Origin of the sequence: Tumebacillus lipolyticus, from assembly GCF_042682745.1 — a bacterium.
In the GTDB taxonomy this organism is placed as follows: Bacteria; Bacillota; Bacilli; order Tumebacillales; family Tumebacillaceae; genus Tumebacillus_A; species Tumebacillus_A lipolyticus.
In genome coordinates this window covers 1,016,610-1,027,998 of record NZ_JBHUIO010000005.1, presented here as the reverse complement: position 1 = coordinate 1,027,998, position 11,389 = coordinate 1,016,610, and the positions used below count along the sequence as shown (strand labels likewise).

Here is an 11,389-nt window from a genome sequence, read left to right as displayed (position 1 = left end):
CTTCCATCACGACGAAGGGTAGCACTTGGGAGTGGAGCCGTTCGATTTGGATGATCTGGACCATTTTTTTCGGAATGTTCACCTGGATCTCCTTTCTGTACATCGCCTTGCGTGGCAAGCGGGTCGGCTGGGCGGTGTGGGGGTTGCTGTACTTTGCGATCTTCCTCTACGGGATGAGCTATTTCGATCCGAAGGAGCGTCATACATTTTTAGGGGAGATCTGGCTGTATGTGATTCTGGGCACCTGGGTGGGCGGCATGCTGCACGCGTGGATCGCGCGCAAAGACTATCTGCTGCGCCTCGCAGCGATCGAGCGGTCGCAGGCGGGCGTTCAGCCACCACAGAAAGGTGTTGAGCAGAAGCCTTTACAGACAGCGGAGGGCAGTTTGCAGGAGGAGAGCAGATCGGCGCAGCAGGGTGAAGGCCGGTCAACAGCTTCGGGACAGCCTCCCGTCTCTGCCGAGCCAAGCGACGTCGACGCGGAGGAAGCTTCGCGCAAGGCGGTCGCAGCTGGGGAGCAGGCACGGGCTGCGACAAAGGCGGCGAAGGGCGATGCGCTGATGACGCCGACGCTAGAGGAAGAGCTGGCGGAGGTGACCCGGCCGGCGCAAACACCTGCGCTAACAGCTGCGGAGCGATCGGCAGAAGGCCCGGTCGACATCAACCACGATCCGCGAGAGCGGATCGCCAGGTTGCCCAAGGTTGGCGCCGTGCTTGCGATGAAGGCGGTTTCAATCCGCGAGACGAAAGGCGGGTTCGGATCGGTCGAGGAGTTTGTGGAGGCGATCGGCCTGAAACCGCATGTGGCAGACCTGCTGCGCGACCAGGTCGTCATCCGTCCGAAGCGTTAATACATTTCGAACAGGAGACCACCCGTCTTGCGGGTGGTTTTCCCGTGTGCGACAATGGGAATAAGATGAAGAATGAGGATGTGATGAGCTGTGACTTCCAACTTGGTATCCTTTGAGTGGCTTTCGAAACGATTGGATGACAAAGCGGTGCGCCTCGTCGATTGCCGCTTTGTGCTCGGACAGCCGGATGTGGGCGCAAGCGCCTATCAAGCGGAGCATCTGCCGGCTGCGGTCTACTTCGACCTTGAGCGCGATCTATCCGCTCCGATCGGCGAACACGGGGGGCGCCATCCCTTGCCAGACCTTGAGGAGCTTGCGCGCAAGCTCGGTCAGCACGGCATCGGTAACGACGACCAGATCGTCGCCTATGATGACCAAGGCGGCGCGATGGCCTCGCGTTTCTGGTGGTTGCTCAAATACATGGGGCATGACAAAGTCGCCGTGTTAGAGGGCTCCTTCACCGCGTGGAAAGCAGCGGGCTTGCCGACGACATCAGAGATCGCGCCCGTTTCGGCGACCTCGTTTACCGTGCAGAGCCAGTCTGACATGCTGGTGCAGATGGAGGAAGTGCGAACGAAGCTCGGCAACGGGGAGACCTTGCTGATCGATTCGCGGGAGGGCGTGCGCTACCTCGGGCTGCAAGAGCCGATCGACCCGGTGGCCGGACATATCCCAGGGGCGGTCAATCACTTCTGGAAAGAGTCGCTGAACGAGGATGGAACGTGGAAGTCTGCCGCCGAGCAGAAGCTGCGCTTCCAAGCGCTCGATCCGGAGCGGGACGTGATCGTCTACTGCGGCTCGGGTGTCACCGCCTGCCCGAACGTCCTCGCTCTGCATGAAGCGGGTCATCGCAAGGTGAAGCTGTACGCCGGCTCGTGGAGCGATTGGGTGTCGTACAAGGAGAATCCGATCGCGACAGGGGAAGAGTAAGAACTGAGAGGCCGTGTCCGACGCGGGTTGGAGGGCTGCGACAGGTTGCCATGAGGCGGACTGTTGCGGCCCTCTTTGGGCTTGTTTGCAAACAGCTTGCAAACAAGAAGCAGGAGAAAGCAGTTGCAGCAGGCCCAGAGCTAGCCACGGTTCAACAATTGGGACAGGTTACTGTTGAAAAGCTCGTCCAGTCTATCCATCCACAAACGTGCGCGGTGTCTTTGGCTTGGGAGCAAGAGTCCGACCGTCCTACTAGGGTAGCTCTTCTTGATTTTATATTTCACTAGTGTTATATTACGCGTATGGAATATAAAAAGGAGATAAACAATGAATTCTCTTTCCAACGTGGAATTTATGTTGCTGCAAATTATTGCGGAATCCAAACAAGCGTCGGGGTACCAAATCAATAAGTTAATAGAGCTTAGAGGCTACAGGGAATGGGCGAATATAGGTACTACTTCTATTTACGTCGGATTGCAGAAACTGAAAGACAAACGACTGATCCGATCCGAAGAGTCCGTCCATAAGTCTGGCAAAGGACCTGTGCCGTCTACGTATGTCATGATGGAAGCGGGGATAGAAACATTAAGGAATGAAATCATCGTAAGCCTAGCTTCTGCACGGGAACGGGATAACCGTTTCGATCTCGGACTTGCGGCTCTCCCTTTTATAGGGAAAAATGAAGCCGTGGAAGCTTTGCGGAAACGGCAGAACTTTCTAGAGGAGACATTGAGGAACTTAGGTCAGAAATATGAATCGCAAGGCGGCTATCGATTGCCATTGCACGTTAGGGCTCTTTTCTTTCACCCGATGAGTCTCATCGAGACTGAAAAGACATTTGTCGCAAATCTGATCAGTGAACTAACAGGGGAACTGGAGGGACATGCCCATGTTGATTGAAGGTTTTGCTCCTTTTCAGGGAGAACACTGCGAGACGACAGCGATGGGCAATCTCCTTCAACATAAAGGTGTTCGATTATCGGAGCCGATGTTATTCGGTATAGGGCAAGGTTTGGGATTCATTTATTGGGATTCGAAGAGAATGGACTTTCCTTTTATTGGGGGTAGAGTAAAGCCTGATGAACTGTCTGCTTGCATAGCATCCCAGCTCAATTTGAATATCAGGGTGCAAGAAACCTCGTCTGTTACAAAAGCATGGCAGAACGTGCAAAGCTGCATAGACCGTGGAATTCCTGTGGGACTTAAATTAGATTCGTATTATTTAGATTACTTTACGAACAAAATACACTTTGCAGCCCACTATGCGGTGATATATGGCATGGATGACGAATATGCCTATATGGCAGACACAAGCCAACAAGGCGGACTCGTGACAACGCGATTGTCGAATTTAACTATGGCAAGAAGCGCAAAGGGGCCCATGAGCTCCAGGAATCGCTCCTTTACGATCGAGCAAACGGATACCCTTCCGCCGCTTGCACCCGCCATACGATCATCCCTTATCAACAATGCTTATGACTATTTGAATCCGCCTATCCGCAATATGGGCAATAAAGGAATCAAAAAAATGAGCGGTGAAATCCTGAATTGGCCTTCTAGAAGCAAGGATTTAGAGAAAGATCTGTGTTTGACCGCTTTATTGATGGAAAGAGCGGGGACCGGCGGCGCCTTATTTCGAAACCTGTATAGAGATTTTCTAAAAGAATGCGTGGATTTGTTCGGTGATTCTAAATTAGAGCAGGCATACTTTCTGTTTACGGAAATCGCGCCGATGTGGAACGGTGTTTCGGCATCGATTGATCATGCGGGAAGAACCGGAAATCAACAGGAGCTAAGACTTGCATCCGAGCTTCTCGTCGACATTGCGGAGAAAGAACGATTAGCCATGGAGTTTGTATTGACAATTTAACCTTATAATTGGTTTCATAACTTAACTCGTTTTGAATCGACATTAGGGTAGACGCAAACAACCGCCAACAGGCTGCAAACAACAGCGTTGCAGCGCTCTATCCGTCCACAACCCAGCCCATCCACCTTTCTGGGTGCTACCTTGCTTCACTTGGCCTTTTGTTGGCGTTCCGTTCGGCTTGAGCCAGCCACAGGTGGATGACTTGCCCCGGCTAATCCGATCGCGAAGGGGGAAGTGTAAGAAACGAGAGGTCGCGTCGGACGCGGGCTAGGGGGCTGTGACAGGTTATGGGCAAGTGACCTGTTGCGGCCCTCTTTGGGTTTTCTGTTCAACAGCGAGCGGCTCAGGGGAGGGGTTCCGATCAACACGGCGGGAACGCCTCCGAGGATATGCCAGCCCCATGTGCAACGATCTCCTTGGCGACACTTGGGAGCGCCGTTGCAGAGGGCGGGGACGACCCGCCCGCTACTAGGCGACCGACTCTGGCCCTTGAGCAAGATTAAAGTTTGCATTGCATTTGGAATACCTGTAAGTAACGCTCGCCTAACGCCCTTGATTCTCGTAGTACGTCTGGTCGGCATAAGCTCGATCCGTTCCGCGAAGATATGCGCGAATAACGGAAGGGTGGCGTACGAGCGCCCAGTCGCCGAGCTTATCAAACTTGCGGCAGGACGTAATCATCTGCGCTTTGCGGATGGTGCCGTAACGCTTGCCTTGGTGCTTGCCCCATTGTTTCAGCCGGTAGGCGAACTCCGCATCCTCCGCCATCAGCCGATTCTCGTCAAAGCCCCCGATCGCGTCGAAATCGCTCTTGCGGCACCAGAAAATGCCGACAGACACGGCTCCGTATTTGAACAACAGGGGGATGATGAGCATTGCGGCAGAGACGATAATACCCAGCGACATGCGCTCGAATTTACCGGCGACGCCTCCGCCAATATAGATTCCGGAAGCGAGGTTCTTATCGATCTCTGTCAGCATCGCGTCCGTCATCCGGCTGTCCGCATCGATGGTGACCAGATATTCCCCTCTGGCGATACGTGCGCCAGCGTTGCGTATTTGCGACAAGTTCTTACTGTCGTTCTTCAGAGTCACACAGCCGAACTCGTTGGCGATTGCCTCGGTGGCGTCCGTACAGCGATTGAGGATGACGATGACTTCGACCTGTTGCGGGTAGGCGGCTGCCGCGGCGGCGATTGAATCCAAGCAGGCACGGAGATACTGCTCCTCGTTGTGAGCGGGAATGAGGACGGAGAATTTGACAGGACCCTCACAATCGGCGGTGACAAAAAGCCCGAGAGACGGAGATGCGGATGCGGTTTGTGTTGGCGACAAGGTCATTTGGATACACTCCTTCGGATTAGGTGGGTGACGTATGGCTAATGCCTTCCAACAGCAGGGAGGTGGCTTTGCGGAACAGATTCTTCATGCCTTCCCGGTCCAGGAACGAGCGGCTGTCGCTTAGACCCGAATAATAGCTGAGGATTATAAACGCCAGCTCCTTAGGGTTCTCGTTCTTGAACTCTCCTGAGGCGATCCCTTCAGCGACCAGCTTCTCAAAATCGTCAACAACACCCATGACGATCGCGAAGAACTTCATCCCGATCTCAGACTGAGGCCCGACCTTGGCGATGAACTCCTCACCAGCTTTGTTGAGCGGCTTGTTGTGATGGTCGACGAAGTAGTCGGCATAAACGTACAGCTTCTCTCGAACGGAGGGGATCTGGGCGGACAGTTCGTTCCAAACGTTCCAGGACTCTTTGAAGGCATGCTCGGCCAATTCGAGAAAGAGCTGCTCCTTGCTGTGGAAATGGTAATACAGGCTTCCCTTGCTGCAGTCCGAATGCGCACAGATGTCGCCGATGGAAGTAGCCGCGTAACCCTTCTGGGCGAATAGCGCCATCGCGCTGTCGATCAGCTTCTTGCGGGTCTGTGTCGCGTCGTAGAGTCTCTTGTTCATGCGCTTTGGCCCCTTGGATGAATTAAACCGAATGGTCGGTTTAATTTGAGGATAATAAAAATGGGTAAGTGTGGCAATGGGGTGGACGGGGTAAAAATGGCGAATTTATAAACGTTACGCACCCTTATCGGATTAGAGCAACAATTTTGCCATTGTGGAAGACAGCTCCGCCAGATAAGCACACTAGCAGGGCGCCAAGACTCATGGGGGTGCATTGCGACGGGAGAAGAATAAAGTCTCAGAAGCCGCGCCGGACGCGGGTTTAGGGGCTGCGGTAGGCTATGGGCAAGCGACCTGTTGCGGCCCTTTTTGGGCTTTCCGTTCAACAGTTGCAAACAACAGAGGATACAAGATATTCCAGACAATAACATGCAGTGAGAAGGAATATGTTATTATGGCAAGAGCAATACGAGGTGACTTGTGCAACAGTTCAATTCGCCTTTGATGGGGAATTTCGGAAGCTATCAACGGCCAGTACAAATATAGACGAGGAATGTGAATGCGGATATGGTTAAAACAGTGGATGATCCCTCCTGAAAAATAAAAAAATTTTAGGAGGGCGAAAAATGAATTTCAATCCGATCGATCTTGATAGTTGGAGCAGAAAACCGTATTACGAACATTATTTACACGATGTCAGATGTACCTACAGCATGACGGCCGATCTTGACATCACCCTGTTGCGAGCAGAACTAAAGTGCATGGGGATTAAGTTATATCCAGCCTTGATCCATATGATTACGAAGGTGGTGAATCGCCACTGCGAATTCCGAACTTGCTTTGATTCGGAGGGGCGATTGGGCGTTTGGGATCGTATGTCTCCCAGCTTCACCATCTTTCATGAGGATGAAAAGAATTTCTCAAGTATTTGGACTCCGTTCAGCGAGGAATTTCAAACGTTTTACGATCATTACCTTCAGAAGACAGAAACGTACAAGAATGCGAAGCAGTTATTCCCGGACACGAACGAACCGCCGAACACGTTCCCGATTTCCAGCATCCCTTGGGTTAGCTTTACTGGATTTAACCTGAATGTCTACACTGAGGGAACCTATTTACTGCCCATATTTACGTTAGGAAAATACCATGGGCAGGGCAAAAAGATACTGCTGCCTCTATCGGTACAATTCCATCATGCAGTTTGTGACGGTTACCATGCCGGCGTGTTATTTAATGAGCTTCAGGAATTGGCGGTGGGTTGTAAGAGCTGGCTGGCAGGCAAATGATCGTACAAAATGGTGTTCGGCTTGGCTCAGCTACAGGTGGAGGATTCACCTTGGCTCGAGTATGGTTGGGCGAGCACCGTCGTCTGCGGGCTTCTCGCTCCCAAAATGCTCCCAAGCATAGCCAAGTGAGGTGGTTGCGTATGGGCGCTGGTCTATCCTACGTGGCATTCACGGTGCAACGGGTGTCACCCGTTTGGGAGTGCATTTATCTAACGTACACTTAAACGATTGGAGGATGAGGTATGTTGGGCGAAATCGTCCCTTTTCAAGAAAAGGATCACGATAGGTTGGTGGAGATTTGGTATCAAGCTGTGTGCCAAACCCATACATTTTTGACGGATGAGGATATTCAGTTCTACCGAAACTTGGTTCAAAATGGGGCATTACGAGAAGTTGAGATCTGGGTGGAATTGAACGGAGATCAAGAACCGACAGGGTTTATTGGGCTTGATGGAACGAAAATCGAGATGCTTTTCGTAGCCCCCCAATACCACGGAAAAGGTATTGGCAGTCGATTGATCAAACATGCCCAAGACCTAAAGGGAAGCAATCTCCAAGTCGATGTCAATGAGCAGAACGATGGGGCATGCGAGTTTTATAAACGGTTTGGCTTTGTACAAACGGGGCGGTCAGAAGTAGACGGCTCAGGGCGACCCTTTCCTCTGCTTCACCTTGAGTATAGAAGGTAAAGGGAGGAAGGTTGATCGTCCAATTGTGTAGCCCACCACAGGTGGATATCTCGCTGCGGTTTAAAACGATGGGGGAAGTACAAGAATTCGAACGGGCGAGAAGTTTGAGGGCTGTGACTTGCTGCCAGTGGGCAGGTTGTCACAGCCCTCTTTGCGAATCTCGTTTAACATTTTGTCATGAAACTACGTAAAAAGAGCGAGTTATCGAAAGGGTTATGCAATGTTAACTTTTAAACTTCTTGACCTTTTTGAACTCGATGGGCCCTGCATCCATCTGAAACGTACCGTCATCGTTCAATTTTGGAGATCTTTCTGTGAATGACTTCGAATAGCTTTCGACGTGGCTGATCTTCATTTGCTGACTGTCGGTGAAATCGATATGAGCGATCGCTACCCAATAGGAAAACTTATTTTTCTCAAGAAGCGGCGCCACAATTGTTTGACCAGCATGGTTGTCCACTTCTGCGCGGGCTTTCATCGCTTTAAAACTGCCAAACCCATTGGATAACGCACTGTATGCGCAAAAGAGTACATATTTAAGGTCGGCGGTCGAATGAATCGTGATCGTCTCCGTCCCTGCGCGGCGAGAATCTCCATCCAAGGTGATGTAAGGAGGGGTAGCTGCATCTCCTAACTTCCGATAGTAAACTTTATCGTTCGTTCCATTTTTCGTCACATACAAGCAATATAAATCAAGATCTTTTTTGTCGTTGTCCCAACGCAACTTGGCCGTCACTTTAGATGGTTTTGCAATGGACACTATCTCCTTTTTTGTTAGAGTTAGTTTGTCCAATGTGATCGGAATTGTTGTAGACGGTTGTTCAGACAGTGCGGGGTTCACAATTTTTGTGTTGGCTTCCTGCTCTTCCTCCACTTCGAGTCCGAAATGGGTGCACAGCGCTGCCAGTCCACCATTGAAGCCGCTACCAATAGTGCTAAACTTCCATTCGCCGTTATACAGATAGAGCTCCCCAACGACGATTGCAGCTTCTTGCAGCAGATCTTCGCCGAACTCGTAACAGAGCAGCTGTTCGTTGGTTGTTGGATCGACCAGTCGGATATATATATTGGAAACGTCTTTGAAGGAATGTCCAAGTTTTTCTCCCTCATGAATCGTCAAGGTGAAGGCGATCCTTACGATCTCACTAGGTAACTCACGAAGCGATAGATCGATTCGCTCCTTATCAGTACCCTCTTGCTTTACATGCACGACCGCTCGATCGACACTCGCTGGGTTGCCGTAGAAAATAAAGTCTTCATCCCGCTTGCACACTCCTTGATCTGTGAGCAGGAATGCGGCACCATCAATGTCCATCTGGGATCCGGCTGACCATCCCAAATACAAGTTTACGTTGCTCAGAGATCGATTTTTGCTTACAAATACCTTTTGTCCTCGCATTAACTTCATATCTAAAACCGCCTTCTTGTTTGATTTTCTTTATGTCTCTTCTTCCGCAGGTGGGTACGAATTATCTAACGTCGAAGCTATCTATCTGATTGATGAATAAAAATAAATTTACGCTAACATAATTCTACAAAATGGAATGATTTTCCTACAATTATCTTTCTCAATTCCCTTTCACTTTAGCACCTACCATTCTTCAGAGGATGTTGGATATGGCTTTCCACCAGCTTCGTAACTCTCAAGCTGTGTCAGCCACGTCGATCAATAGTTGAATGGCAGTTGGAAAATCGGGCTGAGGAGCAATACTTGACATGTATTTAGTTCGTGGATATTATAGACATTATAGATCCATAATAAGATCGAAATGACATCGAACGCTTGAAGCAAGCGACCACTATGCTTCTCTCGAAGTGCCACAACAAATCGTAGGCTCTCAAGTCGTTCTTTGTTTTAATTATGGATATAAAGAGTCTATAAAATCTTCTTATGAAAGGTGGAGATGATGATGTACGATTGCGCAATTGTCGGTGGTGGTCCGGCGGGGCTAAATGCTGCGCTGGTACTTGGCAGGGCGGGACGAACGGTAGCGTTGTTCGATAATAACCAGCCGAGAAATGGAGTGACGCACGCTTCGCACGGATTTATCACCAGAGACGGTATTCAACCGGCCGAGTTCAGGCGAATCGCTTATGAGGAGGTGATGAGATATCCGTCCGTCACCCAGCGCGAGGACGAAGTGACAGACATTCGCAAACTGGAAAATGGTTTTGAGATCAAGACGCTGGCCGGAGAATCTGCTCAGGCGCGAAAATTGATCGTGGCTGCCGGATTGAAGGAAATTTTCCCCGACATCGAGGGGCTGCATGATTTTTACGGAAAAAGCCTGTTCAATTGTCCGTTCTGCGATGGGTGGGAACTGCGGGATCAGCCGCTGGTGATCGTTTCGGAGGACGCACGGGTTTTCCATCTGACAAAAATGCTCTACAACTGGAGCAAAGATTTGATCGTGTGTACGAACGGTCACGCACCCTTTACCGAAGAACAAAAAAATCTGCTGGAGTCGAAGGGGATTCAATTGATCGAAACACCTGTCGAAGCGTTCGAGGGTCAGGATGGTCTGTTGGAACAGGTGCGGTTTGCTGATGGTACTTCGATTTTGCGAAGCGGAGGATTTATCGGGCCGAAATGGGTTGCCAAAGCTGCCTTCGCCAACCGATTGGGGTATGAGACCACAAATCATGGCGGGATCGTTGCCGATGAGATGGGCAGGAGCAGCGTTCCTGGTCTCTATGCAGCAGGAGACGCCGCGTATGTGGGGCCTTCCCAGGTGATCTATGCTGCCGCCTCTGGCAGCAAAGCGGCGATGGCCGTCTGCGCCGATTTGTTCGAAGAGGATTTTTCCTCGCAGTAGGCCGTTACAGGAAGTGCGATCGCGAAGGAATGCCGTTTGGGAAGCTTCATCCGGAAAAAGTTAGCTTTCCATACGGTGCGAGCTGTAGCTTCAGGAAACTGTGAAGCGACATTGCGTGGCGTGGGACTGACGAGAAAGAGATTATGAATAGGAGGAAGATGCAGATGACGATTTGTCACACTAAAGATACTACCTTTGCACAGGATCTGGTGAGCGAAGGGCTTACTCTGGTCAACTTTTGGGCAACTTGGTGTGGGCCATGCCGCATGTTTGGACCGATCCTCGAAGCGTTTGATCAGGAATACAGTGCTGAGGTGCGGACGCTCAAAGTAAATGTTGATGAGAATGCAGATACTGCCGCCCGCTTTGGAATCATGAGCATTCCGACGACCATTCTGTTCAAAGATGGGGAACCGATCGCTACGATTAACGGAGTGGTTCGGATCGAGGAGTTGAAGCGATTCATCGCCGATCACAGAAAATAGCGCACGCACTTGCTTTTTGCGTCAATCAGCTTTATTATGGGTAATCAAAATCCGTAATAGAGGTGTACGATGAAGTTTTCACAGGCAACCGACTATGCGCTTCATGTCATGCTGTACTTGGTCACAGAGGCATCGGATAAACCTGTAAGCGTCCAGTTTTTAGCGGAAAAGCTTCGCGTTTCTCAAACCTATCTGTCCAAGATGCTGACCAAATTGGTCAAGGCGGGATTGATCCACTCCGTATCGGGCGCAAATGGTGGATATCGGCTGAAACGCAATCAGGAGGAGATCTCCTTTCTGGATGTCATCCATGCGATCGAAGGCACAGCCTCGCTGTTTGAATGCAGTTTCAATCATGGCAACGAGTGTCTGATCCAACAGGTGGTGATCGATGCTGAACGGCAGATGGAGCAGTTCCTCGCAAGCAAAAAACTTTCGGAGTTGGCGAAGCAACTCAGAGGGTAAGCACATAACATTTGGGGGGGGGGGGGGTTCACACCAAGCGGCATGTCCTTTGAGGCATTCCGCTTGCGTTGGTCGAAATCCCCTTTTTTTGTTTTGG

At 50.7% G+C, this 11,389-nt stretch carries 12 protein-coding genes; 9 read left to right on the top strand and 3 right to left on the bottom strand.

What is annotated here, in order from left to right; genetic code table 11:
• The first annotated feature begins 50 nt into the window (after positions 1 to 50).
• The 4 genes from ACFSOY_RS10070 to ACFSOY_RS10055 all read left to right on the top strand — a co-directional run bounded on the left by ACFSOY_RS10070 (position 51) and on the right by ACFSOY_RS10055 (position 3,651).
• Positions 51 to 851 (top strand): ComEA family DNA-binding protein, encoded by an 801-nt coding sequence (locus ACFSOY_RS10070; protein WP_386046214.1) that lies wholly within the window; start codon positions 51 to 53, stop codon positions 849 to 851.
• Positions 852 to 941: 90 nt separating this feature from the next.
• Entirely contained in the window at positions 942 to 1,781 is an 840-nt protein-coding gene (locus tag ACFSOY_RS10065; protein ID WP_386046212.1) for a sulfurtransferase, read from the top strand.
• 327 nt (positions 1,782 to 2,108) lie between these two features.
• A complete protein-coding gene (locus ACFSOY_RS10060; protein WP_386046210.1) occupies positions 2,109 to 2,681 on the top strand; it encodes a PadR family transcriptional regulator in 573 nt (190 codons plus the stop codon).
• Positions 2,665 to 3,651, top strand: a complete 987-nt coding sequence (locus ACFSOY_RS10055; RefSeq protein ID WP_386046208.1) for a BtrH N-terminal domain-containing protein — start codon at positions 2,665 to 2,667, stop codon at positions 3,649 to 3,651. The genes ACFSOY_RS10060 and ACFSOY_RS10055 overlap by 17 nt, the downstream gene beginning before the upstream one ends.
• A 543-nt stretch (positions 3,652 to 4,194) precedes the next feature.
• Here the strand turns inward: ACFSOY_RS10055 and ACFSOY_RS10050 are convergent.
• Both ACFSOY_RS10050 and ACFSOY_RS10045 read right to left on the bottom strand, forming a co-directional pair.
• A complete protein-coding gene (locus ACFSOY_RS10050) occupies positions 4,195 to 4,992 on the bottom strand; it encodes a glycosyltransferase (RefSeq protein ID WP_386046206.1) in 798 nt (265 codons plus the stop codon).
• Positions 4,993 to 5,011: 19 nt separating this feature from the next.
• Entirely contained in the window at positions 5,012 to 5,611 is a 600-nt protein-coding gene (locus ACFSOY_RS10045) for a TetR/AcrR family transcriptional regulator (RefSeq protein WP_386046204.1), read from the bottom strand.
• 566 nt (positions 5,612 to 6,177) lie between these two features.
• On the opposite strand from ACFSOY_RS10045, the gene catA reads away from it, so the two are divergent.
• Both catA and ACFSOY_RS10035 read left to right on the top strand, forming a co-directional pair.
• Positions 6,178 to 6,837, top strand: coding sequence for a type A chloramphenicol O-acetyltransferase (catA, locus tag ACFSOY_RS10040; RefSeq protein WP_386046202.1), 660 nt, complete (start codon positions 6,178 to 6,180; stop codon positions 6,835 to 6,837).
• A gap of 242 nt (positions 6,838 to 7,079) precedes the next feature.
• On the top strand, positions 7,080 to 7,526 hold the full coding sequence (locus ACFSOY_RS10035) for an acetyltransferase (protein ID WP_386046200.1): 447 nt from the start codon (positions 7,080 to 7,082) through the stop codon (positions 7,524 to 7,526).
• A 223-nt stretch (positions 7,527 to 7,749) separates the two neighbouring features.
• Here the strand turns inward: ACFSOY_RS10035 and ACFSOY_RS10030 are convergent, their stop codons facing one another.
• The gene (locus ACFSOY_RS10030) at positions 7,750 to 8,934 is read right to left on the bottom strand and encodes a TerD family protein (RefSeq protein WP_386046199.1); all 1,185 of its coding nucleotides are present in this window, start codon (positions 8,932 to 8,934) and stop codon (positions 7,750 to 7,752) included.
• A 499-nt stretch (positions 8,935 to 9,433) separates the two neighbouring features.
• Between ACFSOY_RS10030 and ACFSOY_RS10025 the strand changes: the two genes are divergently transcribed.
• From ACFSOY_RS10025 to ACFSOY_RS10015, 3 genes are all read left to right on the top strand, one after another.
• Positions 9,434 to 10,342, top strand: a complete 909-nt coding sequence (locus ACFSOY_RS10025; protein ID WP_386046197.1) for an NAD(P)/FAD-dependent oxidoreductase — start codon at positions 9,434 to 9,436, stop codon at positions 10,340 to 10,342.
• A 143-nt stretch (positions 10,343 to 10,485) separates the two neighbouring features.
• Positions 10,486 to 10,827 (top strand): thioredoxin, encoded by a 342-nt coding sequence (gene trxA / locus ACFSOY_RS10020; protein ID WP_386046195.1) that lies wholly within the window; start codon positions 10,486 to 10,488, stop codon positions 10,825 to 10,827.
• 69 nt (positions 10,828 to 10,896) lie between these two features.
• A complete protein-coding gene (locus ACFSOY_RS10015) occupies positions 10,897 to 11,292 on the top strand; it encodes an RrF2 family transcriptional regulator (protein ID WP_386046193.1) in 396 nt (131 codons plus the stop codon).
• Positions 11,293 to 11,389: the final 97 nt, after the last annotated feature.

Bases quoted from the DNA above. Each gene is read 5' to 3' on its own strand.
- ACFSOY_RS10070 (WP_386046214.1), top strand. From the start codon at position 51: ATGATCTGGACCATTTTTTTCGGAATGTTCACCTGGATCTCCTTTCTG.
- ACFSOY_RS10025 (WP_386046197.1), top strand. From the start codon at position 9,434: ATGATGTACGATTGCGCAATTGTCGGTGGTGGTCCGGCGGGGCTAAAT.
- ACFSOY_RS10055 (WP_386046208.1), top strand. From the start codon at position 2,665: ATGCCCATGTTGATTGAAGGTTTTGCTCCTTTTCAGGGAGAACACTGC.
- ACFSOY_RS10060 (WP_386046210.1), top strand. From the start codon at position 2,109: ATGAATTCTCTTTCCAACGTGGAATTTATGTTGCTGCAAATTATTGCG.
- ACFSOY_RS10030 (WP_386046199.1), bottom strand. From the start codon at position 8,934: ATGAAGTTAATGCGAGGACAAAAGGTATTTGTAAGCAAAAATCGATCT.
- ACFSOY_RS10015 (WP_386046193.1), top strand. From the start codon at position 10,897: ATGAAGTTTTCACAGGCAACCGACTATGCGCTTCATGTCATGCTGTAC.
- trxA (WP_386046195.1), top strand. From the start codon at position 10,486: ATGAATAGGAGGAAGATGCAGATGACGATTTGTCACACTAAAGATACT.
- ACFSOY_RS10045 (WP_386046204.1), bottom strand. From the start codon at position 5,611: ATGAACAAGAGACTCTACGACGCGACACAGACCCGCAAGAAGCTGATC.
- catA (WP_386046202.1), top strand. From the start codon at position 6,178: ATGAATTTCAATCCGATCGATCTTGATAGTTGGAGCAGAAAACCGTAT.
- ACFSOY_RS10050 (WP_386046206.1), bottom strand. From the start codon at position 4,992: ATGACCTTGTCGCCAACACAAACCGCATCCGCATCTCCGTCTCTCGGG.
- ACFSOY_RS10035 (WP_386046200.1), top strand. From the start codon at position 7,080: ATGTTGGGCGAAATCGTCCCTTTTCAAGAAAAGGATCACGATAGGTTG.